Genomic DNA, 24,320 nt, shown 5'->3' with positions numbered 1-24,320 from the left:
GCGGGAATAGCTCAGTTGGTAGAGCATAACCTTGCCAAGGTTGGGGTCGCGAGTTCGAGTCTCGTTTCCCGCTCCAAAATTTAAAGACCACTTAATTCGAAAGAGTTAGGTGGTTTTTTTATTGCTTCTCAATTACCAAACAAGTAACAGTAAATTAGCTCTAAAGTATCTTAGGGTGCTTTATTTGGGCTTGTAGTTCCAAAGCTCCCCATTTTCACCACAATTTCGCTCAATAGCATCCATTGTAGTTTCAGTATCGTATGTTCCTTTTTTCCACTGATTTATAGCAACTTGAATATAAGCTCTACAATTAGCAGGCAATCCATATTCCTTGCCATATATAGGCTTACTATTTGGATCTTTATCGCTACAACCTGCTAAAAATATAAAAAGGCATAATACTAAAATTTTATTCATTTACTTGCCCTTTCAATTCTTTGATGTATTTTGCAGAGTTAGCAATTCTAGTAGGAATATTTAATCTAACACCATAACTATATTCAGCACTCCCACCACCAACGATAACTGCGTTAACATTGATTTGACCTGTTTCATGTATATTAAGTTTATTTAGTAACCTAACCCAGCTTTCAGCATTATTTCGCGGCAAATAACCAACTGTCAGACCATTTATCACAACGCGGCATGCATTTTTGTCATATTTATTGGTTGGCTCTCTAATTATTTTTGCAATTACTTCTGTAAAACAGCCCTTATTTTCGCGCTGTATCGCAAATTTCTTGATATTTCCTTGATAGGAAGACTCGCCAACTACTTCAAATGGATATTGATCAAAGTCGTAAGCACAATCATATTCAAGTTCATATTGTTTAAATTCTCCACCATATTTTAAAAATGGATCTGGAATTTCTACTTTCACCTTTTTGCTCGCATTTAAATGAGATGATTCTTTTTCCATCTCCCATTCTCTCAACCTTTGAGCCTTATAATTTTTATATCCACCACTCTTCTTTAATTCCTTTTTTACTGACACTCCCACAGCTAATATAAATATTATGATTATTAATAGTATTATCCACATACACATCTCCTTATTTTTTTAAGAGGATAGCACAAGGTATAAAAAAACCACTATATCTAGCGGTTCTCTTTATTTACACAGTAAAGCAGTCAATTAGATGTCGAATTTACCTTGTTCTGCTTTAACAGCCCTATGCTCAATTACTTTAATGACTTGATATTCTGTTTTTAGTTTATTGTGAACGATATATTGTGAGGTTCTTAGTTGAACTTTAAGAATATCACCTTTGCCAAACCTTAAATCGCCATTATCAATTCGTTCTAAAAAGTTAGCATCTAATATCTGCGCATTAAAAATTATTGAGCCATTACTAAACTTCCACTTATTACTTTCTTTAAATGAAATAGATTCAATTTGGAGAAATGTTTCAGAGATTTCATAGTTAATAGAGTCATCAAAATCTTGATAGTGAAAATATTCAACTTCCGACTCATCAATCATTACTTCAACATTGTCTTTATCAGAGTCTTTGACCACATAAAAAGAATCTATTCCTTCTTTTTTTAATGGCTCGAGCATCTTTGAAATATCACTAGCTATAGTTTGACTTCTATAAAGTTGCAGAACTCTTTTTTCAACTAGGATAAAGTCTGTCTCTTCATAAAAAACTTTAACCCCTCCATCAAGATCCTCTTCAATTTTTAAAGGGGGATTTCCTTTTAAATATTTATATAGTTGAATTAAGCCATTTCTAGGGCCTTTAAAAAGCCCAATAATTCCAATTAAAGCTCCAGCATTTGCTATAGCAGTAAATTCCTGCCCCGACAAAATATCTACTACTTGCTTATACCATGTCATCACCTCAACGAACTCAATCCCGAAGCTACCCGCCTTAAAATTAGCTTTTACTTTAAGCTCAACTTTAAGATTGTCCCCATTAATTTCTTGGTTTGCATGGGTTAAAAGGTCGCTAACTGCCATCATTGCAGGCGCAAGATCACGAACATCCATGAGATGCTCATTTAAGGCTTCCCCATCATAGATAACATGAAATTTTGCAGTCATATCTTCATCAGCAATAGCAAGGTTGTCATTAACCATATTTTATCAATCTATCTAATATGTTTCTTGTAATAAAAGTTAGTAACCGACATTCTATGTCGTACTTTCATCTAAACAAAAATAGAAGATTAAATGAATAAATACAATAATTTTAAAAAATTAGCCGCCACCCTATCTTCATTAAATTAGATATTTAGAAGCTAATTACATGGATTTGCCTTCCAGTTAGCTACTTCTCTCTACCATCCTTTCATATATTTTTAGCTAATTCTTTTGCCAAACATTGTTCATGCCAAGTGGTTTGAAAGTTCTCGACAGCTTTTGACTTAATGAGAGGGTCTTCAAATAGCTTTGAAGAATATGCAGATTTGATAAGCTCTTGATAAAGTTGTTTGGCTTGTTGCTCTTCAAGATGATTGGCTATGTCGTGTAACTCTTTAGCTGGCACTTCATGTTGTCTTGCGTCCATCACTCCACTCGCTGCTTTTTTCACAGTTTCACAGTAATGAAGTTCCATAGCTTCTGATGCTGCATAACATTGAATTGAAATTGCGCTGATAAAGAGGAATATAAATCTCATAATCTCACCTTAATTTGACGCGCAAGGTTACCAACTAATCTGCCCAAATTTAAGTTAAAAAAGGTTATTTTTGTTTTGTCTTGTTTTATTTCACCTTTTGCACTTGAGTATTAGAAGCTTTCAGCACTGTTCCATCTGCTGCGACTGGCGCCATAAATGGAATTTGTTGTCCTGTAGTTTTATCAATTAACACAGAATGGCGCTCACCACTTTCAAATAAGTTCTGTTCTCCCCATTGTCGTAAAGCTACAACGACTGGGAATAAACTCTCCCCTTTATCGGTCAATACATATTCCTGATAAGCCGTGCCATCCGAAGCGTCTTGCATTTCAAGAACACCAGCATCCACTAGTTTTTTCAGTCGGTCAGAAAGAATATTTCGCGCTACTCCCAAGCTTCGCTGAAAATCTCCAAAACGGCGCATTCCATCAAAAGCATCACGCACAATAAGCAGTGACCAGCGGTCTCCTATCAGATTGACACAGCGCGCAACAGGACAAGGTTCGTCTTTTAACAATGTAGAGTTCGTCATCGAGTTTCCTTACCAATCATCAGTAATAAGTTATCTAGTTGCATTTTAAAACTAGTGAGCTTAACATTCAACCAGTTGCATTTTAAAACTGGATTAAATGGATTTAGGCCCATGAAAGCTTCACTTGCATCTTCAACTTCACACGCCAAAAGTGATAAACCGCTTTCAAGCATGCCTCGTGGTGTAATTTTGCTGTTTGCTATTGCAAGTGGTGCAAGCGTAGCAAATGTCTACTATGCACAGCCGTTGCTCGACATATTGGCAAGAGACTTTAATGTTAGTCATGCTGCCATTGGTGGGGTGGTTACAGCCACTCAAATCGGTTGTGCCCTTGCCCTCGTGTTTTTAGTGCCGTTGGGTGACCTTGTCAATCGGCGTAAATTAATGACTATTCAGTTATTGGCTTTAATATCTGCATTGCTCGTGGTTGCCTTTGCTCACTCTACAATTATTCTTTTGGTAGGAATGCTTGCCGTAGGTTTATTCGGCACAGCTATGACTCAAGGGCTTATTGCTTATGCTGCGAGTGCTGCTCTCCCACATGAGCAAGGACATGTGGTCGGTACTGCACAAAGTGGTGTGTTCATTGGTTTACTGCTTGCTCGTGTGTTTTCAGGAGGAATTAGTGATTTAGCGGGTTGGCGCGGCGTCTACTTTTGTGCAGCCATCATCATGCTCATGATTGCGTTACCTCTTTGGAAACGTCTGCCTCATTTAAAAATTCAGCCCGTTACCATGCGCTACCCGCAACTTTTAGCATCGATGTTAAAACTACTACGCCAAGAAAAAGTGCTGCAAGTGCGTGGTGTTTTAGCGTTACTCATGTTTGCAGCCTTTAATATTTTTTGGAGTGCATTGGTACTACCGTTGAGTGAACCACCTTACAGTTTTTCGCATACTATTATTGGGTCTTTTGGTCTCGTTGGAGTTATTGGTGCTCTGGCTGCTGCACGTGCGGGTTATTGGGCCGACCGCGGATATGCCCAGCGCACAAGCTTAGCAGCACTTGTAATATTACTGCTTGCTTGGGGTCCACTCTCACTCATGGCTTACTCACTGTGGGCACTCGTGATTGGCATCGTATTGCTAGACTTAGGCGGACAAGCCTTACATGTGACCAACCAGAGTATGATTTTTCGCACTCGTCCAGAAGCGCATAGCCGGCTTGTTGGTCTATACATGCTGTTTTATGCAATCGGTAGTGGACTAGGTGCAATCAGTACAACAGTCACTTACGCCTATGCTGGATGGTTTGGCGTATGTGCACTCGGTGCAGGTGTTAGCCTTCTGGCATTATTATTTTGGTGGATAACACGTAAAGTCTCTTAAAAATGCCTACTCTCAAATAAAAAAACCACATCACTCAAGAGAATCATGTGGTTTTTAATGAGCAGTTAATTTAATGAGATGACTGAGCTGCTTTAGGTTTAAAGACCACTAAACAGACAACAATGAAAGCTAATAAAACAAAAGACGCGCTAAATCTACTTAACTCTAATCCACCATGTGCGATAGGTTTATCAAGGAAATCTCCCAATACTGCACCTAAAGGTCTGGTAAGAACAAAGGCCAACCAAAATAATAAGGTTCTTGAAATTTTGGTATAAAAATAGCAGATTGCTAACACCAATAATAAAGTACCAAAAATTAAAGCGGCGCTGGTATACCCCAAACCTTGAGTATCAGCAGTCCAGTCTCCTAAAGCTGTCCCTAATGTTTGAGAAAACATGATGGTTAACCAATAGAAAGCTTCACTTTTTGCAGATTGAACACTTTTTACTGAAATTGTGCCGCAACTTAAATACCAAACAAACAGAGATATGCCTAATAAAATAAGTAATATTAAGCTCCCTCCTGCATAGCCCACACCTAAGGTTCGATCAACGAAATCGGCAATTGTCGTACCTAACGTGGTAGTGGCAATGATCGTCGCCCAGTAGAAAAATGAATTATAGTTTTTAGCTTTAATTTGTAGCCCGACAAATACGGCAAAGATCACAGCAAAAATTGCCGTACTAATGATATATCCCAAATTTAGGGACATAGAAAGTGCATCTCCAGCAGTTTCACCTAGCGTTGTAGCTGCAATTTTAATGATCCAGAATAATAAGGTGACTTCTGGAACCTTACTCAAGGTTTTAGATAAATTCTCATGACTCATCATTGTATGTTCTCCAAACATACGTATTTATTAGCTCTTATCTAAATATTTATGCCTTAAGATAAAGTTAAGGTTAAAAATAAATTACAAATATCTTTTTTCAAAGAAAATTATACTATGCATATAACCCCAAAACTCAGATGAAAAAAGATAACAATATACAAATAAATAAAATATAATAACCAATAGTTAATTATACCAGTGAATGCGTACATTTGGCTTGAGTACTTAAGTTTAAACCGTAGTGAGATGAAATCTTCTCTAACAATCTAAAGATTGATATGCAACATTAGTCCATTACTATCAAAATTATATGGAAATCCCTATAGGAAAAAAATTGGGTATTAATAACAAATTGATTTGCGCAGTTGTATTTGCTGTTCTTACAGGATGTCAGCAGCAAGAAGCGAACGAAAATGCAAGTGCGGTGAAACTCCCTGTTTATCAGTTTAATGGTATTTCTGCTTCAGCACGCTTAAAAGGAATATTGCAGCTAAAACAAGAGTGCCTTTATGTAAACGATATTCTCATTATCTTTCCTGAACACTCTGCTCAGTGGGATGCTGAAAAAGAAACGTTAAGCTATAAAGACAGGCATATCCGCTTAGGTAGCGAATTAGATATTGCTGGAGGGAGTGGTAATTTTGAGCGAGACAATCTACGCATTAAACATTTAAGTCCAATGTGTGATCATCAGAAGATTTGGTTTGCTGGATAGTCGACAGAGAAGAGTTCGAATTCGATTTTCGCTCCTCTCAATCTCTAGGTCTTAAACAGAACGATTTAATTCACTACCAGATTTATATATTTTTCTCACAGGTCACTAAAGATGAAACATTAAAAAAGCCCCCATCTGGGAGCTTTTTAAAATAGTTGAGGACCTGCTATTAACAGCTTAAAAGTTAGCTTGGATGAATCTCGGTAGTTAATCTTTGCAAATCATGACCCGAAGGTGCTTGGTAAACACGTAAACCAAATTCAGGAAGAATCGCAATTAAATGGTCAAAAATATCTGACTGAATTGCTTCATAAGAAACCCACGCAATCGTATTGGTAAATGCATAAATTTCTAAAGGTAAACCTTGGCTAGTCGGCTGTAATTGGCGAACCATAATGGTTTGATTTTGGGCAATGCCCTTGTGCTGGCGCAAATAAAATTCAACATAGGCTCTAAATGTACCGATATTGGTTAAACGGCGTTTGTTATAACGAGATTGATTGCTTAAATGCTTATTGAACTCTTCAATTTCAGAATTCTTCGCATCGAGATATTGGTCTAATAATAAAAACTCTTTGAGCTTTTGTTGCTCTTCGTCACTCATGAAATGAACACTGCTTTGATCGAGAAAGAGTGAACGCTTCATTCGACGGCAGCCCGAATTGCTCATGCCTCGCCAGTTTTTAAATGTATCGGTAACAAGTTTATTGGTTGGAATGGTGGTATAGGTTTTATCAAAATTTTGCACAGTGACCGTATGCAGCGAAATATCAATTACATCACCATCTGCATTTAGTGACGGCATCTCAATCCAGTCTCCAATTCGCACCATGTCGTAAGAGGCAATTTGTACACTCGCCACTAAAGACAAAATGGTGTTTTGGAAAACCAGCATTAATACCGCTGCCATCGCACCGAAACCTGCCAGTAACGTGAACACATCCTTTTTAAGGAATGTTCCCAAAATCATCAGGCCACACACAACAAACAAGATTAACTTAACCAGTTGTAAGTAACCTTTAATCGGCTTGTTTCTAGATTTCGGATTACGCTGATAAATAAGATTGAAGATATTTAACAGCTCGCTGACCGTAAGTGCGAGTGTAAGAAAGATAAATGCTTGCGCGCCCATTTCTACAAACGAAATGAACTTTGGAGTGAGATGAGGAACCGTTGCAATACCATTCATAATCACAACAGCAGGAACAATATTTGCAAATTTCTTTATGACGCTATGCTGGGCAAAAATAGATTTATTGGGTGATTTTAGTTTGGTCACCAAGTGGCGAACGCCCCGCACAATAATGCGTTTAGCAATAAAATTTGCTAGTGCTGCAAATAAAATCAAAATCGTGAGTGAAACCAACATTTCTAGCCAAGGATAATGGCTTAACTGAACCCGAATATCGCGGAAAAAACTTAAAAAATCCAAACCTATACACCTTAAAACTTTCTTTTCTAGAATTTTAAGGGCTAAAGCATGTGTTAATAAGACTTGTTTACATATGTAGTCATAAATACAACAACTAAGTTATATACCCTGCTATTTATCTCATTATTTTTGATGCTTAACACTAATGTCTTATCTGCTTATGTTTTAGATCATGTACATCAACTAGATCGAATAAATCTGTTCATTTAGAATAATCCGTTAAACGAATAATTCTGGTTTTAGTGCGTGAAGTTTTCTGATTTTTTGACTTTTATTGGAGTAGTTTGGTTCAGCTTATTCTTTGTCTATATTGCTTGGACCTTTTTTCTTAAAAGTCTGGTTCATAAGTTTTTAATTTATAAACGAGGAATGATTACTTCTGCCGAGGTTGTGTATTTTCAGGACTCATTAGCTAAGGTGCAATATCGCCCGTTATGTTATATAAAATTGAAATTTCAAACTGAGCAAGGCGAAATCATTACTGAAAACCTTAAAGTGCTTATTGCTAAGCAAAATCATGATCACTATAAAGTAGGTAGCATCATCAAAATTAAATATGACCCTAAAAATTTAAAGAATATTTCGATATTGGGAGAGGTCATGGTTTAAGTGATTAGAGATTATTTAAAAAGTACGATAAACCCTGAGGTGCGCGTCCGTTTAAGCGACTACTCGTTGTTACTCGAACCAGATTACTCCAAGTAATATTGCAACAATGCTTGATCAATTTTTTGATTAAAGATACATCTTCATGGCATGAAATAGGTTCAAAGCCACCTACCAAAAGATAAACCTCTGCACTAAAACTTAAATTTGCCCCATGAATATGCGCGTGATCCATCTGATCTTTATAATGCGCTAAATATTTTTGCTGTTTCGTTATAGAGAGATGACTAAAATCATCTAGCGTTACAGTGCCGCAAATTGCATCTGTGGGTTGGTGCTGGATTTGATAGCGCAGCCAATCAGGACTAACCACCGTGTCTGCATCTGTACATGCAATCCATGTCACTCCACGCCCAATTAAATGACGAATTCCTAAATCTCGTGCTTGCCCAACACATGCGTAGTTGCATTCAATCCAATTGATCTGATGGCTTTGTACAATTAACCGCGACTGATCTGTACAGTTATCCAATACTACAATCACTTCTACGTCATAACCGCAAATGTTCTCTATAGCAACCTGAATAGATTGCAGACAGGCCGATAGATAGTGTTCTTCGTTATGCGCTGGAATGACGATACCTATTTTCATCTTAGTTTTTCCTGCTGTGCTAAAGAGGAAGTGTTTGCCGTCCATAGATCAATCATAAAATCTGGATCGTTTAAACTGAGATAGTGATGAAATGGAAAATGTTGCTGAAAGCCTTGATGGACTTTTTCTGCATTTAATTCAAAATCTTGAATTTCATGACGCCAATGACAACAAAGAATCTCACCGTCATCATTTAAACTATGTTTTAACTTTTCAATAAACTGCTGCAATTCATCAGCCGATAAGTAATAGGCCATCTCACTAATTAAAATGAGATCGAATTTTTGAATTGAGTAGTCTTCAGGTATTTTTCTATTTTCAACAACCACATGCTCAAATTCTTTTAAACGCTCGGAAGCCAAGCGAACAGCACACTCAGAGACGTCTATACACAGCAATTGCTCTGCTCTTTGCGCCAAATGAAAACTTAAATGTCCATTTGAACAGCCGACTTCTAACACTTTTGAGTAACGAGGCCTTGTCAGCAGCGCGAGACAAATTTGTCTTTTACGAGCTTCATACCAATGAGAGTTATAGCCCCACGGATCACTGTTATGGCGATATAAATCTTCAAAGTACATGCGAGAATGAATCACTCAAATAAACCTCATAAGGCATTAAAAGACGTTTAATTGCACTTAAAGAAAGAACCGCAACATTACCCGTGGTTTCATCTGCTTCAAGTTGGGTTTTAAACTGCAAAATTGCTTGATGTTTTTTAGTTAGCTGTTCTTCGGTTAAGTGATAGGCTTTTGCTCGGTACCAATCGATTCGAGAGTCTAAAGGCTTTGCCCAATGCCAAGCCCAAATTAATACGTGTAAACATAGAAGTTGCTTCGCGGTTGCATAAGCTTGTACGGTTTTACCTACTGCTTCGTGGTCTGGGTGACCATCAAAGGCATAGCTACAAATTAGAATGTCATCGGCTTGAATGATCTGCTCTAAACTCTGCCACAGTTGATCGGTTTGCAAATGAATCTGACCATCTAACAAATTAAGCTCTACATGCTCGGTTGAGTCAGCTACCCCTAAACACTTTAAGGCCGCCAAGCTTTCTTGCGGACGAAGAATGTTGAGCTGATCTGGAGGATACTTTGTAGAGTTAGGATGGCTTTGTGTGCCGTTACTTACCGCTAAAATAAGGATCTTACAATTCAGCGCAATGAGCTGCTGCATTAAACCACCGCAACCAAGCACCTCATCATCAGGATGTGGAGCAACAATCACCACCCTTTTAGAGCGAAACAACTCAAGATTTAAAGGCGCTAAAGGTTGTTGTTGAAATGCATTTAACCATTGCTCTTTGGATGTACCCTCACCAAAAATAATGCGGTCTTCGACCAAAGGATGTTTTAAAGTTCCCATAGGCTTTGGTCCGATAAACAAAGTTCTGTAATTTGTTGGTAGTCAAAAGCAGCATGACTTTGTCTGATAAACACAGGCAAATCCGCCATTAGCTGTGCAAAAGTAGCATCTTCACAAAAAGGACGAGCACCTAACGCCTTTCCTACTCGCTCAACTACACTCAGACAGCATTGTTCTGTTTGAGCGCGTAGTATTCGTATTTCCCGCTCATGATTGAGCATGGGTTTGCTGTCAATCCGTTCAGCAACATATTGAAAATATTGCTTAGTAATTTCTAATTGATGAGCGACCTCTCCCAAGTACAGTTTTTTAAAAGGATTCGGACTAACCTGACAACTTTCTTGTAAAAAACCAGCTAAACCAACGGCGGCACCATACCAACAAGCCGCCACACCTGCTGCACCATGCCAAAAGCCTGGACGTTTTAAATAACTATTTGGGTGACCGATCAATTTAACAGGTGTATTTTCAAAACTTACTCTTGCAGTCTGTGTCGCATTCATCCCGACTGCATGCCAGTGGCTTGAGTCCGTGCTAATAGAGGAATGACTTAAGTCAACAATACAAAGCTGCGCCTGCCCTTGTTGATTTTTATAACTCATCAAAACTTTTTGAATAAACTCTGCACCAGAGCACCAAGGCTTTATGCCATTACATAGGTTATCTTTCACTTGCAATGGAGCTGGTCCACCGTCTGCTGCCCAAACAGCCCAAAGCTGGTCATCTATTTCTGATTGATAACCCAATTCACTTAAAATGCTTGAAGCATCGCAGTGTGACTCAAAAAGCTTCGCCAAACTTAAGTCGACTCCAGCAATCTGAGCAAAAAGTTGCCAGCGTTGATAGGTTTGGCCTGAAGCGGGATGAGGTAAGTTTTTCGCTAAATTTACCAATTGAGAGAGTAAATTTATACGAAGCTTGCTTTTATCTTCAGCCGAGGCAGATTCAAATTCACTCAAGATACTTAATATCGTCACATTTATAGGTATTTTAATATTCATTGCAAATAATTATTTATAAGACTTGGTTTAACCTTATCTAAATACTTCTGTTTAAATAAACATGTAAATTGTAATAAAAAGATAAATATTATTAGTTTTATATCTAATTATTTCATTGTTACTCGAATATATTTATTAAGTGAACTTATAAACCCATCCTGTAAGGTTTATTAAAAACCCCTGATTTATCCAATTATTTAAAGTAATTTAAGTCTTACCGTTTTTCTATTTCTAAAGAAGAGGTCTAAAATGAGTACTTTAAATATTAATGATATTAAAAAACACGCAGACGTTATTGCTTCTTGTGGTACTAAAGTAGGTACTGTCGACCATCTTGATGGCGAAAACCAATTAAAGCTGACTCGAGACGAAAGCGGTCAACATCACCTTATTCCTACTGGATGGATTGGTGAAGTGAAAGAAAACCAAGTCATTCTGAATAAAAATTCAGAAGAAGTTAAAGATCAGTGGCAAGCGATCTAGACTTTTAAGCACGATACGTGACTTAACGTGAAATTTATAATAAAGCGTTTCAGCTTAGAAAAATAAAGAGGCTTAGAAACTTTAAAGCCTAACTCCCCAAACTGAAGGCTCCTTTTGATAAGGAGCCTTTTTTTATTTATGAAATCTCTGTCTTAGACCATTTTTATCTCTAGAAGCCTTTTGTTAGATGTTTTTGTCCTTTACTCACATGGTGATCGATTTTACTTAATGCTAAAAATTGTGCATTCGCATTAAATGAATAATTATGAATAGGGTGACGTATATGATCACAGGGAATCATCAGCTTAAAGCTCGAAAAGTACATTTTGATTTCGCGGAGTCATCTGTGTGTTGGATGCCGAATGATCCGCTATGCTCACATGTAGCCAATGGTATTAATATGCTCTTGCCGGCTGGTGAGTTTTGGTTTTGCCGCGTGTTTAATAAAACCCTTCCCTTGATTACCGATGAAACCTTAAAACAAGAAGTGATTGGCTTTGTTCGTCAAGAAGCAGCTCATGCACGTGCCCATGAAAAAGCTCAGCACTTCTTACGTGAAAATGGCTACGACATTCAAGAAACACTCAACCGCGCCCATTTTGTGTTTAACATTTTATTGGGTGACAAACCTTTAGGTATGCCCTTTTTAAAAGGCGAAAAGCTCGATGAATATTGGTTACTTTTTCGAGTAGGTGTGATTGCTGCAATTGAGCACTTTACCGGAACCATTGGTCAGTGGACACTCGACAGTAAGTCTTGGGATAGCGCAGACCCTGCCATGGCAGATTTATTCCGTTGGCATTTGGCTGAAGAAGTTGAACATCGCTGTGTTGCCTACGACTTATTTGAGCACCTCTTAACAAACAAGTTTGGTTTTTATGTGTCGCGCCAAGTGATTATGGCGGCTGTTTTCCCACTGTTTATTTATTTCCTTGCTGACTTTGCACGTAGTTTAGGCCAACAAGATTTAGAACACGAAGACATTCAAAAATTGATGCGTCGTGGCTACTTCAAAATTATTCGTGAATTTGAAAAAACTGCGACTCGCTCAGACAACCTACCAACCATTAAATATTTATGGAAAGCGACATTAAGATGGGTTTCTCCAAAATTTAACCCACTTCATGAAGGTGACACCGAGCAAGCTTTAGCTTATATGGCTCGTTCGCCTGCCGTTCAATATTTTGAAGGAATGGCACAGGCTGCAAAACCTGTGGCATTAAGCTAAGCAGCTATCTTTATTTAAAATGAAAAGCCTCCTTGTTTGGAGGCTTTTTCTTAGGTGAGTTTTGTCGCTTAAGCAAAATTTAAAAAGAAATAATCCAACAACCGATCTCTTTCATCTACCACATTTTTATCTAAAAGTTGGACCATTGCGCCATCAATCATAAATAAAAACATGTAAGCATCTTGAATCGAGGCTGTAGATTTTAAGGTTAAAAGCAACTTATGTATCTCGCCAACAAACCAGTTTCTATAGTCAACCACAACTTTATAGGCAACTGGATAGAGCTTTTCTATTTCAAAAATTGCTTTAAAGGGTAAATGATAAAAGCCATTTAAATCGGCATGTAAAAGATAAATCTGCTTAAGTTTATCGAGCACCATTTCTTCACGGTAAGAATTAACAATGGAGAACACTTTTACTTTGAGCGCGTCTTTTTGAAAAGTAAGACACATCTCGATGAGTCGTGCTTTTGAGTGAAAGTCGTTGTAAAAAGTAGCTTTGGCAACTTTGGCTTCGGCAATAATTTGGTCGACCCCGACCTTATGAAACCCATATTGATTAAATAAGTCTTTTGCGGTCTGAAGCACTCTGAGTGCTCTAAATGAAGATTCTAAATTTGGCATAGGAATACCGTTTAAATAATTTTTTGTTGTATCTAAAAGAGATAGAAATGCCGTCACTCTTAAAATGAGTGCTAAAAACAGGCATGCAAAAGCAGCACAAAAATGTGCCTAAGCTATCTCAGGTTTTATTGTTGCTATGATTTTTTAGTCGTAACGAGCTAAGGTTGTAGAAACCTAGAGTCGGTTAAACCGTTTTAAAGACCAGTTAGGCGGTATAAGAGAGAGTTTGGCAAAGACCAATAAATGAGAAGAAATAGTACGCATGAGCGGACTCCTTTGGGTAATAAAGAAGCTTCACCACATTACTGTCAAATAATGGTGGCGAAACGAGAGAAGGTTGACAGACTGATACCCAAAAGATCAGCACACCCGAAGGTGTCCCCCTCCCGTTCCGCCGCAGAGGGGGCACGCAGGGATGCCCACAAAAAAGAAAGACTTTTTCGTGTGCTTTGGGTATACGGCCTGTCAAAGCCGACTGGCGATGTAGGCCAGCAGGCAAAGCATAATCGGAGGGGTTTTAGGTGTCAATGTGATATTGGCTAGAAAATAATTGAATAAATATTATTTTTCATTGGATTAGAATATTTAATTACTTCATTAGAAATTGATTATTTAGTAAAAATAATAATAGAACAAAAGAGGGTTAGCAGACTGGGCATATAGAACCAGCACGCACAAAGCGTCCCTCTCTCATCCTGAAACGAAGAATAATAAGAGAGATTTTAAGTGTCAATGTGATATTAGGTGAATTATTAAAGTTTATTTTTTAGTTTTATTGGCGAATTATATGTGGTGATACACCGATAAAATGAATAATTAAATCCATTTTATCGGCTTGCTAGAAGAGGTTTTTAAAACCTTATTTTATTTTTTAATATAGTTTGGAAACTCTTTTAAAACCGTACTACATAATTGGCCTTTCATATCTCCTCTCTTGCGTGCTTCAAATTGGTCCATACCTAATCTCATAACTTCTCTACCATATTTTTCACCTAGTTCATGTTTAGTACATTTGTCAGATTCATGAACTAATTCTTGTGAAGTATAGTGATAATTACAATCAAGTTGAGCGCGGCTTAAAAAACCATGTAGTTGTACTGTTCTCTCGCAAGTTGATCGTTGTATATAAGTTTTTGGCTCTTGTTCAGCATAAACTGATGTTCCTACCAGTAAAGTGAAAACTGTTACTAAAATATTACGCATTATTTCCCCGACAAAGTTATTAAAAGTATTAGTGATAATGTTGCGGGCGTATTAAATAATAATTACTTATAAGTGTCTATTAATAATAAGAAAATTAGATAAATCCCCTTCTCTTTTGAGTACTTAATCACCTTAAAAAAATTGTGTGATTAAGTTTTATCAAATAAATGATATTAGAATTGTTTTATTGCTATCTTTAATATAATTTAAGCGATTCAAGTAAAGAGTTCTAGTGATATTTAATTCATTTCTTATCGACTAAAACCCTTACTCATTAGCACTTTAAAACCCTAATTTTTTAAAGACAAAATAACCCACATGGCTTTCAAAGCTACCGTCATTTTGAATTTTGAAATACTTCTTAACGAGGTCAGACGAACCTTCCTGCAAATAGCGTAACGTTTTAATTTGATCTTCAGGGGTTTTCATACGCTTTACCCAACTATCAAAGTCTAATGAAAGCGTTTGCTTGTCTAAACCCACTAAGTCAAAGCCCGCATCTTCAATAAAATAAACCCACTCTTTCACACTATAATTTCTTACATGACTTGGGTCTCGAATAGTTTCGATTGTCTGTAAAAACGTATCTAATATAGGCGAGCTAGAACTAATAATATCTACAAAAATAACAATGCCATCTGGCTTAAGAACACGATTTACTTCTTTCATTGCAGTCGGAACATGCTGCCAGTGATGAGCTGAATATCGACTAATCACGACATCAAACTGTTGATCACTAAAAGGCATATCTTCGGCAATGCCCTGCTGCACAAAGATGTTTTTTAATTTGCGCTGGCTAGCAGCCTTAGACACTGTGTCTAACATTTCATGAGATAAATCGTAGGCAAAGACGAGATCAGCATGCGGAGCAACATTATAAGAGACATGACCACCACCACAGCCTAAATCTAGAACGACAGCCTTTTCATATTTCTGAATTTCATGAGTAAATTTATTAAATTCAATTCCTTCAGAATGAGCTTGGCTATTCAAATAGTCTAAAGATTTATTTTGATATTGTTTTTGGTTTATATCGTGCTGGGTGATCATAACCTTGCTTCCTACTTTGCAATGAAATCACCATAAAGGAAAAGTTAGATAAAAAATAATGATTAGTTTTTCTTCAATTGATAAATAAAAGTTATTATTTAATTTGTTTTAATACACTATGACAATTAATAAAAATAGATTTAAGAACTTATAAGAGATCCGCAAAGAGCACTGTTTAGTCACCCTTACTGAAACAGTGCTCTTTGCTCCATCACAACCCTTATCCAGAGAGTTCGATGCATAGAACTAGTGTATGTACCTTTAACTCAAAATGTTTCCTGTATTTTTTAATATTTTTAAATATTCGCAGCATAAAAATGAAGTATATTTAATTTTATCAGAAGATTCTTCTTTGGTTTATATTTTGAACAGAACAGAATACACACTAGATCGTATAGATCGGAAAATTTTATCTGCATTACGCGGTAATGGCCGTCTAACCGTTGCTCAATTAGCAGAAGAAGTCGGTCTTTCATCTTCACCATGCTGGACACGACTGAAACGTCTGGAAACTTTAAAAATTATTGAAGGTTATACGGTAAACGTAAACCCAAAGGCGATCGGTATTCATGAGGTATTCTTTATAGAAATTACTTTAGAACGCCATGACGATGAAATGCTGGAAAATTTCAGCGAAGCATTAGCTGACATACCTGAAGTTGTAGAAGCGCATCTGGTTACAGGTGATTATGATTATTTAGTGAAAGTAGCCGTAAAAGATGCTGATCATTACGAACGTTTTTTACGAAAAAAACTCTATTCAATTAAGGGAATTCGACACACCCGTTCGACCTTTGCCCTACGCCCTCTTAAATCTGCCAATACCGCCGATTTAATGTTAATTGAATAAAAGGTGTAATACCTGTAGCGCATCGACTTAAAGTATTGATTCGAAAATTCTTATTGAGTTAAGTGGCTTAAACCATAACAGATTTAGGCTCTGTTATATTTTTTTTAAAAAATTCTGTATCTATGATTACAGCCTCCTCATCTCCATAATAAAATTAATCTGAATTGGAGGCATCGCCATGAACATTTTGAAGAAAAAAAATAAGGCCAGTTTTGTATTCTTTATTATTACTCTATACTCTTTTATTGGGTTTGGCTTAGGTTTCATTATTTGGGAATACTTCTTAAAGGCCTAGTTTGCTAAAAAGCGTTAACGAGCCTCAGAAATAATTTCTGAAGTAATTTCTTTGCTACGATGATATGCGGCCCTCATGGCTAAACGTATATCATCAGACACATTGCCTAATTCAAACATTCGTAAAGCAGATTCGGTAATCCCATTTGCTAAAGTGACCTTTCCACATAACTCCGCTGGTGGAACATTACTTTTACGAATCATTTCGACTGCGCCAGTAGCCGCTTGAAGTGCAAGATCTAAGGCAAATTGTTTATCTAGCCCTAATGAAACACCTGTCTTAATCATGCTATCTAAAATATAGAAAAAGTAGGCTGGCCCTGAACCTGATAATGCAATAATGGCATCACTTTGTGTTTCAGACTGCGCCCAAAAAGTCTGGCCCGTTGCAGAATACAAGGTTTCAATTAAGTCTTTATCAAGCTGGTCCATTTGCTCTGAAGCAATCAGCACGTGAGTACCAACATGGGTCAGTACAGGCGGATTTGAAATCACACGAACGATTTTCTTTGAACCTGTAAAACTGGATAGGTGCGCAATATCAATCCCTGCCATCATAGAAACAATAATCTTATTTGCTAACCCTTTTTTAAACGGCGCAAGTATCTCTTTTAATTGTTTTGGATCGAGTAACAACACAACAATATCAGCTTTTTTTAAACCATTTTCTTTTTGCTTCAAAGCATGTGTATCATTAATTTTTTTCTCTTCAATTAAGTGTATTTTTTCTTTGTTAAACCCTTTTAAAACCATTCCTCCGATTAAAGCCAAAGCTAAATTACTACTGCCAATAAAGCAAATATTAGGTTGTACTTCACTTAACATTTAAAATGTTTTCCTTTCTAAGCGAGGCTATAACAATAAATATTATCTATAGTTTAATTATGAAGGTTGAATTAAAGATGACCGTCTGAATAAAGAGCCCACTTTAATAAAATATTTTATTAAAGTGGGCTTTGTTTTATTTGCGCAATAAATAAAACAACTTTAGCTTACGCCTAATGTATAACTATATTTAGCAAATTCTACTCACAAATTGTAATGGTCTGTAACTAATACTAAAATATTGTAAATACTATGTGAAGCTATAAAATAAAACCATTGATTTTCAAAAATTAAAGTTTACTCGTTAAATCTATTTCAATTAAATTAATAAGAAAATCTTTAAAATAATAGACAGTAGTAAAATTATTTTAATTTATTAGCTAAATATTTTCATTTTTCTTCTTTAAAATATTCTCGGCTTTTCTCATTGCTTGACTTAAATCAACCTCTTCACACACCCAGAAGCTAAAAATTTGTCCAAACAAGTGGAAGTGTTGCCTAATATATTTAGAACTATTGTCTGAATAATGCTCTTCAACCTTAAAGAAATCATTATTATTTTCTATTTTCTGACCGTCAAAAATACCACCAATACAAATATCCATTTTAATACCATACACCTAATTCGTTATATTTTAACATAAAAATTTAGAAGCACTTTGATGAGAGTATTTTTATACTTCTTTTTTTAAATATAAGTTGAATTAAAACTTATAAAAAACCCACAAGACTAAAGTGGGCTTTTTTAAACTCTAATAAAATGCTTTATACTTAAATATATTTTATTTAAATAATATATTCAAATCAATTAAACGCTTTAATTATGAGTTTTGAAGAATCACAATATTTGAAGCTTGAGGGCCTTTTTTACCTTGTACTACGGTAAACTCAACACGTTGACCTTCTAATAGAACTTTAAAACCTTGTGTTTGAATATCAGTAAAATGAGCAAAAATATCTTTACCTTCATCAGTCACAATAAAACCAAAACCTTTAGTTTCATTGAACCATTTTACTGTACCAGTACTAGTAGACATATGTTATATCCTAAATCTTAAAATATTATAACTTATTATTGGGAAACCAATTTAACTAAAAAATAGATGTCAAAAATTAAATATCTGAAGAAACCCAAGGATTATAAATATAAAACTGCGCAAATAGAAATTTATTATGACAAGAATATTTTGTTAGTTATGCTCGATAATACACGCTTCATAAGCATTTGCAATCGATATTCAAAATAATTAAAGCAAGAAAAACTCTACTCACTCCCCGATTCATCTTTCACATTGATTTAATTAAGATTCCTTTCAATTAAAAGTCAAATTTTGTTTCATTTTAATCGAAAGAAGTCCCATATCAGTGCTATTTCCCTCTAAAAACAATCAATAAAATTTCTTTTCGCCAGCAGGACGCGTCTTAAAGCGTCGATGGAACCACATGTATTGTGTAGGGGCAATACGAATTTGATTCTCAATAATCTTATTGACTCTTTCGGCATCGCTCACTTCACATCCACTTGGAAAATTTTCTAATTTAGGTTCCACGAGGACATGATATTGAGGGTTTCTGATATCGCCACTTCTATAAAAGTATAAAGGTACTGCTGCTGCTTTTGAGATATCCATCAATCTACGGTGAGCGGTCACGGTAGCCGCCTGTATTCCGAAAAATGAGGCCATTACCCCTTGTTTTAAGCCAAAGTCCTGATCTGGGCTATACCATATGGCATGACCATGTTTAAGGTTTTGGATAAGTCCACGCATGTTGTCTCGAGCAATCTGGTTTTTATAGACTCTTGCGCGGCTGCGATGAATTAGAAAATCTAAAAAGGGATTATTTTGAGGTCTGTAAACCACGTCCATATTAAAAAATAAGGTACAAGCTGCTCCACCAGCGTCTAAAAGCGTACTATGGGTGCCTAATAGTAGTACGCCATTTTCCTGATTATTGGTTAAATTCTCTAATCCATCTATGTGAACACGGCTTTTAAACCAGTTTGGGCTGTACCAAGCATTTAAGGCTTCAAATACACCCGTGAGAGTATCTACAAAAACCTGTTTGGCTTTCACCTCAATTTGCATAGGTGTTTTTTCAGGAAAACATGCTTCTAAATTACGTAATGTTGTTTTTCTTCTTGAACCTAAAGATTTCCATGCTATTTTTGATAAAAGATCGGCAAGACGCCATTGAATTGCCCAAGGTAACATCGCAAAACACATCAGAATAAATGCTAAAAACCATATACCCCAATATTTAAACGATAAAAAGGAAAATCGAAATTCGCCAGATTTAAACTGCCGTTCTTTTTTCGTCATGCTGTATATTTCTTGAGGTATAGGTTTAGCATACTAACACCCCCTACTGTTGGGGTTGTATGTTTATGTTGCTTTGAGTAATAAGCTTTTTATTACCCTATCTATTTATCGAAATGCATATTTTAAACATTTAATCTATTTAAGGCTTAAATATACATAACTGTCTGTATACATAACTTATTTTCTCATTTAAAGTAATCGCATAATCTAGTCTCATTGATAAATAGGATATATCAGCGTGAGCGGTCTTTTAGTCTTTATAACAATTGCATTTCTTACTCTCTTAAGCCCAGGACCTGGCGTTTTATTTACTGTCACAAATTCAATCAATTATGGTGTTAAAACTGCTCTATTCGGTATTAGCGGCTTAATCATTGGTATGTTTGTAATTGCTGTAATTTCCGCTAGTGGTGTAGGTCTTATTATTACTAGCAACCCTACTATTTTTACGGTTTTAAAATTTATTGGTGCATTTTATTTAATGTATCTTGGATATAAAAACTTCAGCAAAAAATCGCCATCGCAAGATTTAATCACTGATCAGCAAAGCGATAAAAATGTAAGTAAATCGAAACTCTTTTATCAAGGCCTACTTGCATCTTTGCTTAACCCCAAAACAATCGTATTTTTTATTGCTCTATTCCCTCAGTTTATTGATATAAAGAAAGAAATTTTAACTCAGTTTTTAGTTCTCTCTTTAACCTTTTGTTTTATTGGATTTTTAATTCACTTGGTCTATGCAAATTTCTCTTCAATTTTTAAAGAAAAGATGTTGGCTGGAAATAATTTTTCTATACTCAATAAAATTAGCGGTGCTATTTTCTTTCTTCTTGCCGTTTTACTCATTGCACAATAAATCATTACTCGACATATGATTATTTGAAAAGCCTCAACTCATGGTTAGGCTTTTCAAGTCTTTTGTCTATTAACATATTTTTATCTAACTACAATTTTTACAACGCTACCCTGTTTAAGATCCATCCATAAAAGAAGTCTTCGTAATTTGGGTTCTTCTCTGTAATTTCGATATAGTGCTGCCCTTGCATAATATTTAAAACGCGTAGTAAGACCGTTTCTCCGTCTTTATTACGCCTGTTCAAATACGTGCTCAGTGCTTGAAAAGTCAAAGGCCCATATTGGCCATCTAAAGCAAGATTTGGCCAGCCCTCCTCACCCTGCTTATTTAGCAGATTTAGAGCACGTTGTAATAAAGGCTTTGTAAAGTTAACTCCACAATTTATAGCCGTATCAAGTAACTCTTCTGCAATAGCAGGGCTAATTTTATTGATCTGGTCAAATTGGGGTTCAAACCAATATTGTTGTTTATAAATAGACTTGGCCACAGCTAAAGGTAAATCTCTCATATCACCTTGATATCCGTTTGATCGAGCGACTGCCTCGGTAATGCCAAATTTGGTGGCATGCCCATGGTCTGATGGATGATTAATATATCCACCTTCTCTGTCTATAATTGCTTCTAAGTATTGGTCAATATTCATTTTATTTTACCTATATCATTGAAACTGTTTTAGCTATTTTGCAGATCATCTTTCGCTTTTTTTAAGTCTTTGATGACTTCCACAATCGTTTTCCCTTCTTGTTTATTGATGAAATTAAATATCCATCTCACAATCGCCCAGCCCGGCAAACCGCAAATAAAGAAGAATCCACATAGTGTGATCATTCCCCAAATATCCGATACCCATTCATGTAAATTCCATTTCATGATGATAAATGAGCCTCCAGTTAAGCTTGAAACGACTGTGCATATCAGCCCAACAATCCATTCTTGTGGTGAGCGAGGGAAACGCATCATCAACACGACTGCCACAACCAAGCTGACTGCTAAAGCCACCATAATTGCAATGCTATAAAAATCTAAAAATGTGGCTAAACCACTCATTGGAACTGTTTTCATCATCTTGTCCTGCTTTAAAGGGTAAAACTTGAAAACGCTTCACGCATACTGCTTGTTGTTTTTCAGGTTCTATAAATACCCTTAGTTTTCTTTATTACAGTCAATAAAAAACACTAACGCTTTTTTAACCGCGCTAAATCGCAAGACGAACTGATCCTTGACCCCATATTTCAGGGGTCCAAGAAAGAATGTTTGTATGCTAAAGCCTGTTAGTGTGCACTGTTTAAGGCTTGTTCAATCAACTCAATCACGGTGATTGCACCTATCGCTTTTTGCATTGAGACTTGATCATCGAATTCGAATGCATCATCTTCAAGCTCACTTGCAATTAGCTTTGCCTCTTCAAGCGCCCTTTTTATTTTTTGTACCTTGTATTTGTTTACGTCTTTTGCAATTGTCGGGACATATCCTCCACGTTTTGCATTTTTAAGTTGTTTAGCTCTGTTCTGCATTGCTGTAGTCATTCACTATCTCCAACTCACACGTTTAATAAGGCATCTTTATCGTTTGTTATTCTTGAAGTTTTGATCCATTCTTTGAGCAATATAGCTAAGCTATGACTACAAATGTGTGTTCAAAACGTTTCATCTGGTACAACAAACCTAAAGAACTAAACGGTATGCATTTAAAGCATTAATTTAAAATTAGATATTCCTCTTTCTAAAATTGTAAAAAAGTATGAAAGCGCTTACGTTTATGCCTTTTTTGAACTTTAATTTTTTGACCAAAAAGTTCAAATAAGGCTTTGCCGTATATCGGAAACTTTTGTTACGACTCACAATCTTTGCTAAATTCTTCATGTTCTTGATACCCTTTATCGACGAACATTAAGCCTGATCCACGGAATCGGGCTTTTTTTTATTCCATTTTTTGTTTTGATAGCCTATCTGTAAATAATAATTGAGCTATCTCCCTTCTATTTTGCCTCCTCTAGAAACAAAATAAATTTAGCTTTCCTCTCAACATGCTGATAATTCAATAAATAGTGGTTCAAATACGATTTAAACTTGATCTATTCATCTGAAGATATAACTGATATTATAACTATAATTATTATTAGTCAATAACTATAGTTGTTTTACTCGATATAACTTTAGTTATATATTTGTTATAAGTTTGCTGGTGTAACCGTTATGGCTCTTAAAGACCGTTTAAAAGATTCTAGAATTAAAGCCAAAAAAACTCAGGCTGAAGTCGCTGAGGCAGTAAAAATGTCTCAGCCAGCCTATCAGGCTTTAGAGTCTGGGAAAAATTTAAAATCTGCGTTTCTTCCACTTATTGCCCAGTTTTTAGGTGTAGATGGTTATTGGTTAACGACTGGAAATACAGAAGATGCTTTTAGAGAAAGTGATGTATTTAGCCCTACAGTTGTGAGTGCGGAATCCACCGATCAATATGCTTGGATTGAAGTGGTAGAAGCTAGTTTTTCGTGTGGTACAGGTGAGTCGATTGAGTTCCACTTCGATGCAATTAATGGAAAAATTCCTTTCCCTGCTTCATTCTTTAAAGAAAAACGGGTTGCTCAAGAGTGCATGCGTATTATCAAAGCTAAAGGCGATAGCATGACAGACTACATTAAAGATGGAGATCTGGTCGGTATTGATATCTCTCAAACTGAAGTAATTGATGGCGAGATTTATGCGGTTTACTTTGCAGGGGAAGGAATGATTAAGCAAATTTTTAAAGAAGCGGATGGCTCTTTAATTTTGCATAGTTTGAATGAAAAATTTAGAGACCGCCGTGTAACCGAAGAAAATGGAAAGAACTTTAAGGTCATGGGCCGTCAATTTTGGCGAGCGGGTTAAGGTCGTTATAAATATAATTAAAATAATAATTCTATCAATTTAATACGTTTTTGCTTTTTATAACTTTAATTGTTTATTATCCATATAGATATAAAAAAACCTATCTCCTTTAAAGGAGATAGGTTTTTTAGCTTTAGCGCCAAGCATTTTATCAACAATACGTCGTTAAACGATAAAGCTGATTAAATCCAGCATAAAAGCTTTTACCATCTTGGTTTAATTCGATTTCTTCACCAGATTGAAGTTGAATTTTCTTACCAACTTCAACCCAACGATAACCATCTTGAGAGTTTTGCTTACGCACATGAGGAACGATCCTCACATTAATCTCATTGCCATTTACGGATGTGGCAATATGCCACTCATTTACTATATTCACAATCATTCACTCATCACTGAGCTCATGTGATTTAACGGTATTTAATTAGAACGCTAGATTTAAGGTATGGACAGTCAGTCTAGAATTTAATATTTAGCTTTATATTGGGTTATTTATAAGCTAATTGCTTTTCATAATTTTCGCATTATGAAAAGTGGTACATCACAGAGCATAATATTTTGGTTGCGGGGGCCGGATTTGAACCAACGACCTTCGGGTTATGAGCCCGACGAGCTACCAGACTGCTCCA

General features: G+C 36.1%; 31 protein-coding genes and 1 tRNA gene. 10 read left to right on the top strand and 22 right to left on the bottom strand.

Annotated elements, in window-relative coordinates:
• Window positions 1-76: transfer RNA gene (locus ODQ17_RS18205), tRNA-Gly, on the top strand.
• A 104-nt stretch (window positions 77-180) separates the two neighbouring features.
• Here ODQ17_RS18205 and ODQ17_RS18200 read toward each other — a convergent pair.
• The 5 genes from ODQ17_RS18200 to ODQ17_RS18180 form a co-directional block, all read right to left on the bottom strand.
• Window positions 181-417 (bottom strand): kynureninase, encoded by a 237-nt coding sequence (locus ODQ17_RS18200; RefSeq protein WP_086376907.1) that lies wholly within the window; start codon window positions 415-417, stop codon window positions 181-183.
• Window positions 410-1,042: an HIRAN domain-containing protein gene (locus ODQ17_RS18195; RefSeq protein ID WP_322905438.1), complete on the bottom strand. Its 633-nt coding sequence runs from the start codon at window positions 1,040-1,042 to the stop codon at window positions 410-412. The genes ODQ17_RS18200 and ODQ17_RS18195 overlap by 8 nt, the downstream gene beginning before the upstream one ends.
• Before the next feature lie 93 nt (window positions 1,043-1,135).
• Window positions 1,136-2,083: a hypothetical protein gene (locus ODQ17_RS18190; protein WP_322905436.1), complete on the bottom strand. Its 948-nt coding sequence runs from the start codon at window positions 2,081-2,083 to the stop codon at window positions 1,136-1,138.
• A gap of 211 nt (window positions 2,084-2,294) precedes the next feature.
• A complete protein-coding gene (locus ODQ17_RS18185) occupies window positions 2,295-2,624 on the bottom strand; it encodes a hypothetical protein (RefSeq protein WP_016138707.1) in 330 nt (109 codons plus the stop codon).
• Window positions 2,625-2,709: 85 nt separating this feature from the next.
• A complete protein-coding gene (locus ODQ17_RS18180) occupies window positions 2,710-3,156 on the bottom strand; it encodes a winged helix-turn-helix transcriptional regulator (protein WP_322905433.1) in 447 nt (148 codons plus the stop codon).
• Window positions 3,157-3,267: 111 nt separating this feature from the next.
• Between ODQ17_RS18180 and ODQ17_RS18175 the strand changes: the two genes are divergently transcribed.
• Window positions 3,268-4,485 carry an MFS transporter gene (locus ODQ17_RS18175; protein WP_322905431.1) on the top strand — a complete coding sequence of 406 codons (1,218 nt, stop codon included), beginning with the start codon at window positions 3,268-3,270 and terminating at the stop codon, window positions 4,483-4,485.
• Window positions 4,486-4,555: 70 nt separating this feature from the next.
• On the opposite strand, the gene ODQ17_RS18170 is transcribed toward ODQ17_RS18175, so the two are convergent.
• Window positions 4,556-5,320 (bottom strand): COG4705 family protein, encoded by a 765-nt coding sequence (locus ODQ17_RS18170; RefSeq protein WP_144733745.1) that lies wholly within the window; start codon window positions 5,318-5,320, stop codon window positions 4,556-4,558.
• A 310-nt stretch (window positions 5,321-5,630) separates the two neighbouring features.
• Between ODQ17_RS18170 and ODQ17_RS18165 the strand changes: the two genes are divergently transcribed.
• Window positions 5,631-6,035: a hypothetical protein gene (locus tag ODQ17_RS18165; RefSeq protein ID WP_322905429.1), complete on the top strand. Its 405-nt coding sequence runs from the start codon at window positions 5,631-5,633 to the stop codon at window positions 6,033-6,035.
• A 184-nt stretch (window positions 6,036-6,219) separates the two neighbouring features.
• On the opposite strand, the gene ODQ17_RS18160 is transcribed toward ODQ17_RS18165, so the two are convergent.
• Entirely contained in the window at window positions 6,220-7,467 is a 1,248-nt protein-coding gene (locus tag ODQ17_RS18160; RefSeq protein ID WP_322905427.1) for a mechanosensitive ion channel family protein, read from the bottom strand.
• A 246-nt stretch (window positions 7,468-7,713) separates the two neighbouring features.
• Between ODQ17_RS18160 and ODQ17_RS18155 the strand changes: the two genes are divergently transcribed.
• The gene (locus ODQ17_RS18155; RefSeq protein WP_322905425.1) at window positions 7,714-8,076 is read left to right on the top strand and encodes a DUF3592 domain-containing protein; all 363 of its coding nucleotides are present in this window, start codon (window positions 7,714-7,716) and stop codon (window positions 8,074-8,076) included.
• Between the two features lie 4 nt (window positions 8,077-8,080).
• Here ODQ17_RS18155 and ODQ17_RS18150 read toward each other — a convergent pair whose 3' ends face one another.
• From ODQ17_RS18150 to ODQ17_RS18135, 4 genes are read right to left on the bottom strand one after another with little or no spacing between them, the layout of a single operon-like run.
• Complete coding sequence (locus ODQ17_RS18150) at window positions 8,081-8,725, bottom strand: glycosyltransferase (RefSeq protein WP_322905423.1); 645 nt, start codon at window positions 8,723-8,725, stop codon at window positions 8,081-8,083.
• A complete protein-coding gene (locus tag ODQ17_RS18145; protein WP_322905421.1) occupies window positions 8,722-9,321 on the bottom strand; it encodes a class I SAM-dependent methyltransferase in 600 nt (199 codons plus the stop codon). The genes ODQ17_RS18150 and ODQ17_RS18145 overlap by 4 nt, the downstream gene beginning before the upstream one ends.
• The gene (locus ODQ17_RS18140) at window positions 9,296-10,090 is read right to left on the bottom strand and encodes a PIG-L deacetylase family protein (protein WP_322905419.1); all 795 of its coding nucleotides are present in this window, start codon (window positions 10,088-10,090) and stop codon (window positions 9,296-9,298) included. The genes ODQ17_RS18145 and ODQ17_RS18140 overlap by 26 nt, the downstream gene beginning before the upstream one ends.
• Window positions 10,078-11,091: an acyl-CoA dehydrogenase gene (locus ODQ17_RS18135; protein ID WP_322905417.1), complete on the bottom strand. Its 1,014-nt coding sequence runs from the start codon at window positions 11,089-11,091 to the stop codon at window positions 10,078-10,080. The genes ODQ17_RS18140 and ODQ17_RS18135 overlap by 13 nt, the downstream gene beginning before the upstream one ends.
• 249 nt (window positions 11,092-11,340) lie before the next feature.
• Between ODQ17_RS18135 and ODQ17_RS18130 the strand changes: the two genes are divergently transcribed.
• Window positions 11,341-11,574, top strand: a complete 234-nt coding sequence (locus ODQ17_RS18130) for a DUF2171 domain-containing protein (RefSeq protein ID WP_004793546.1) — start codon at window positions 11,341-11,343, stop codon at window positions 11,572-11,574.
• A 283-nt stretch (window positions 11,575-11,857) separates the two neighbouring features.
• Window positions 11,858-12,802 carry a metal-dependent hydrolase gene (locus ODQ17_RS18120; protein WP_322905413.1) on the top strand — a complete coding sequence of 315 codons (945 nt, stop codon included), beginning with the start codon at window positions 11,858-11,860 and terminating at the stop codon, window positions 12,800-12,802.
• A 68-nt stretch (window positions 12,803-12,870) separates the two neighbouring features.
• Here the strand turns inward: ODQ17_RS18120 and ODQ17_RS18115 are convergent, their stop codons facing one another.
• The 3 genes from ODQ17_RS18115 to ODQ17_RS18105 form a co-directional block, all read right to left on the bottom strand.
• Complete coding sequence (locus ODQ17_RS18115) at window positions 12,871-13,425, bottom strand: TetR/AcrR family transcriptional regulator (protein WP_322905411.1); 555 nt, start codon at window positions 13,423-13,425, stop codon at window positions 12,871-12,873.
• Window positions 13,426-14,289: 864 nt separating this feature from the next.
• Complete coding sequence (locus ODQ17_RS18110) at window positions 14,290-14,628, bottom strand: hypothetical protein (RefSeq protein ID WP_322905409.1); 339 nt, start codon at window positions 14,626-14,628, stop codon at window positions 14,290-14,292.
• 282 nt (window positions 14,629-14,910) lie between these two features.
• Window positions 14,911-15,678 carry a class I SAM-dependent methyltransferase gene (locus tag ODQ17_RS18105; RefSeq protein WP_322905407.1) on the bottom strand — a complete coding sequence of 256 codons (768 nt, stop codon included), beginning with the start codon at window positions 15,676-15,678 and terminating at the stop codon, window positions 14,911-14,913.
• A 364-nt stretch (window positions 15,679-16,042) separates the two neighbouring features.
• Here ODQ17_RS18105 and ODQ17_RS18100 point away from each other — a divergent pair, with 364 nt between their 5' ends.
• Window positions 16,043-16,528 (top strand): Lrp/AsnC family transcriptional regulator, encoded by a 486-nt coding sequence (locus tag ODQ17_RS18100; RefSeq protein ID WP_031945309.1) that lies wholly within the window; start codon window positions 16,043-16,045, stop codon window positions 16,526-16,528.
• A 178-nt stretch (window positions 16,529-16,706) separates the two neighbouring features.
• A complete protein-coding gene (locus tag ODQ17_RS18095) occupies window positions 16,707-16,823 on the top strand; it encodes a hypothetical protein (protein ID WP_004793556.1) in 117 nt (38 codons plus the stop codon).
• A 14-nt stretch (window positions 16,824-16,837) separates the two neighbouring features.
• On the opposite strand, the gene ODQ17_RS18090 is transcribed toward ODQ17_RS18095, so the two are convergent.
• The 4 genes from ODQ17_RS18090 to ODQ17_RS18075 all read right to left on the bottom strand — a co-directional run bounded on the left by ODQ17_RS18090 (window position 16,838) and on the right by ODQ17_RS18075 (window position 19,968).
• Window positions 16,838-17,647: a pyrroline-5-carboxylate reductase family protein gene (locus ODQ17_RS18090; RefSeq protein ID WP_322905405.1), complete on the bottom strand. Its 810-nt coding sequence runs from the start codon at window positions 17,645-17,647 to the stop codon at window positions 16,838-16,840.
• Window positions 17,648-18,027: 380 nt separating this feature from the next.
• The gene (locus tag ODQ17_RS18085) at window positions 18,028-18,252 is read right to left on the bottom strand and encodes a hypothetical protein (protein ID WP_322905403.1); all 225 of its coding nucleotides are present in this window, start codon (window positions 18,250-18,252) and stop codon (window positions 18,028-18,030) included.
• Between the two features lie 216 nt (window positions 18,253-18,468).
• Window positions 18,469-18,684, bottom strand: a complete 216-nt coding sequence (locus ODQ17_RS18080; RefSeq protein WP_005303678.1) for a cold-shock protein — start codon at window positions 18,682-18,684, stop codon at window positions 18,469-18,471.
• Window positions 18,685-19,035: 351 nt separating this feature from the next.
• On the bottom strand, window positions 19,036-19,968 hold the full coding sequence (locus tag ODQ17_RS18075) for an LpxL/LpxP family acyltransferase (protein WP_013198449.1): 933 nt from the start codon (window positions 19,966-19,968) through the stop codon (window positions 19,036-19,038).
• A gap of 238 nt (window positions 19,969-20,206) precedes the next feature.
• On the opposite strand from ODQ17_RS18075, the gene ODQ17_RS18070 reads away from it, so the two are divergent.
• The gene (locus tag ODQ17_RS18070) at window positions 20,207-20,824 is read left to right on the top strand and encodes a LysE family translocator (RefSeq protein WP_224971464.1); all 618 of its coding nucleotides are present in this window, start codon (window positions 20,207-20,209) and stop codon (window positions 20,822-20,824) included.
• A 97-nt stretch (window positions 20,825-20,921) separates the two neighbouring features.
• On the opposite strand, the gene ODQ17_RS18065 is transcribed toward ODQ17_RS18070, so the two are convergent.
• The 3 genes from ODQ17_RS18065 to ODQ17_RS18055 all read right to left on the bottom strand — a co-directional run bounded on the left by ODQ17_RS18065 (window position 20,922) and on the right by ODQ17_RS18055 (window position 22,350).
• On the bottom strand, window positions 20,922-21,467 hold the full coding sequence (locus tag ODQ17_RS18065) for a glycoside hydrolase family 108 protein (RefSeq protein ID WP_322905397.1): 546 nt from the start codon (window positions 21,465-21,467) through the stop codon (window positions 20,922-20,924).
• 29 nt (window positions 21,468-21,496) lie between these two features.
• Window positions 21,497-21,886 (bottom strand): hypothetical protein, encoded by a 390-nt coding sequence (locus ODQ17_RS18060; RefSeq protein WP_023274286.1) that lies wholly within the window; start codon window positions 21,884-21,886, stop codon window positions 21,497-21,499.
• 209 nt (window positions 21,887-22,095) lie between these two features.
• On the bottom strand, window positions 22,096-22,350 hold the full coding sequence (locus ODQ17_RS18055; protein ID WP_005303662.1) for a hypothetical protein: 255 nt from the start codon (window positions 22,348-22,350) through the stop codon (window positions 22,096-22,098).
• Window positions 22,351-23,019: 669 nt separating this feature from the next.
• Between ODQ17_RS18055 and ODQ17_RS18050 the strand changes: the two genes are divergently transcribed.
• The gene (locus ODQ17_RS18050) at window positions 23,020-23,691 is read left to right on the top strand and encodes an XRE family transcriptional regulator (protein WP_005303661.1); all 672 of its coding nucleotides are present in this window, start codon (window positions 23,020-23,022) and stop codon (window positions 23,689-23,691) included.
• Window positions 23,692-23,842: 151 nt separating this feature from the next.
• Here the strand turns inward: ODQ17_RS18050 and ODQ17_RS18045 are convergent, their stop codons facing one another.
• Window positions 23,843-24,076, bottom strand: a complete 234-nt coding sequence (locus tag ODQ17_RS18045) for a hypothetical protein (RefSeq protein WP_005303658.1) — start codon at window positions 24,074-24,076, stop codon at window positions 23,843-23,845.
• Between the last annotated feature and the right edge of the window lie 244 nt (window positions 24,077-24,320).

Source organism: Acinetobacter sp. IRS14 (genome assembly GCF_034650275.1).
GTDB lineage: Bacteria > Pseudomonadota > Gammaproteobacteria > Pseudomonadales > Moraxellaceae > Acinetobacter > Acinetobacter oleivorans.
The sequence above is the reverse complement of the archived record's forward strand: the minus strand, read 5'-3'. Positions and strand labels throughout refer to the sequence as shown.